Raw genomic sequence first — 1,533 nt, forward strand, 5'->3', positions numbered from 1 at the left:
CCATATAAAGTAAAAATATTAAATTAAACAATTTTTATCATAGAAAGTTAAGATTTACAGAAAACTCTTCACACCCTCATATATTTTTTGAATTTACACAGCCTCTTTTTACTATATATTCCATTCTAGTAGTTTGCTTAAAAATTTTTTTAACTCACTTGTTTTAGAAGCTGTAAAAATCTCGGAACTTTCTCCATACTCAATAATTTCACCGTTATAAAGGAAACAAACTTTATCACAAGCATTTCTAGCAAATCCCATTTCGTGAGTTACAATTATAAAATCTATATTTTCTTCTTTTAATTCTTTTATAATATCCAAAACTTCCACAGTATATTCTGGATCTAATGCAGAGGTTGGCTCGTCAAATAATAAAAATTTTGGTTTATGAGCTAAAGCTCTAGCTATTCCCACTCTTTGTTTTTGACCACCAGATAGTTCAAAAGGTTTTTTATCCCTTTCATTTTCTAAACCAAATCTTTTTAAAAGTGAAAATGCTATTTTTTTAGCTTCATCTAAACTATAATTATGTACATTTACAAGAGGATTAACAATATTTTCGATGACGCTCATATGTTTAAAAAGTCCATCTTGTTGAAAAATAAATCCAATTGATTTTCTATATCCCCTAAGTTTTTTTTCATCATTAAAATCTAAAGGTTGATTGTCAATAAAAACTTCTCCACCTGTTGGAGGAAGAAGTCCAGCTAAAATTTTCAAAAGCGTAGATTTTCCACCTCCAGAAGGACCGATGATAGCAAGAGAGTGTATTTCTTCATCAAAGTTTATATTTTTTAGAATAAAATTTTCTTTTTGAAATGTTTTGGAAAGATTTTTTAATTTAACTCTCATATTTAAATTTCCTTTCTAATTTTTCACTAATGTAAGATAAAGGTAAAGTAAAAGCAAGATAAAGTAGCCCCAAAGCTAAATAACATTCAAATAATTTAAAATTTGTCGCTGAAATTTCTCTCATTGTTTGTGTAAGTTCTATAATAGCTATTATTGACAAAAGAGATGAATCTTTTACGATAGAAGCAAGTTGACCTGTCAAAGCTGGAACAGTTCTCGTTAGTAGTTGAGGAAAAATTAAAAATCTAAATGTTTGATATTTAGTATAACCGATAGATTTAGCAATCTCAATTTGACTTTCGTCTATTGAATCTAAGCTTCCTCTCAAAATTTCAGAAATATATGCTCCCTCAAATATTGATAAAATTAAAATCCCTGCAAATAATCTATTTTCAATTCCCCAAGCAGTTCCAATGATATAGAAAAAAAGATAAATTTGCATAATAAGAGGTGTCCCTCTTATAAATTTTATATAAATATAAGAAATATATCTTAAAATTATAATATTTGTTTTTTGAAAAAAGACTGTAACTATTCCAATGATAAAACTCAAAAAGAAACTACCCAAACTTATATAAAAAGTCATAAAAAATCCATCAATTATTCTTTTTTTCAAAGGAATTAGAAAAGTAAAATCTAGAGTTAATCCAATCTCTTTAAAAGAAAAATATAATATAGTAC

The 1,533-nt window shown here is 26.6% G+C and carries 2 protein-coding genes; both read right to left on the reverse strand.

All coding sequences use genetic code 11. The annotated features are described in order from the left end of the window. Positions 1-111: 111 nt before the first annotated feature. Positions 112-852: an amino acid ABC transporter ATP-binding protein gene (locus tag I6E15_RS10015; RefSeq protein WP_235247627.1), complete on the reverse strand. Its 741-nt coding sequence runs from the start codon at positions 850-852 to the stop codon at positions 112-114. Beyond that, positions 842-1,533 (reverse strand): amino acid ABC transporter permease (locus I6E15_RS10020; RefSeq protein ID WP_235247628.1); only part of this gene is annotated, 692 nt, incomplete at its 5' end. The genes I6E15_RS10020 and I6E15_RS10015, both read right to left, overlap by 11 nt.

The organism is Fusobacterium perfoetens, assembly GCF_021531475.1.
GTDB lineage: Bacteria > Fusobacteriota > Fusobacteriia > Fusobacteriales > Fusobacteriaceae > Fusobacterium_B.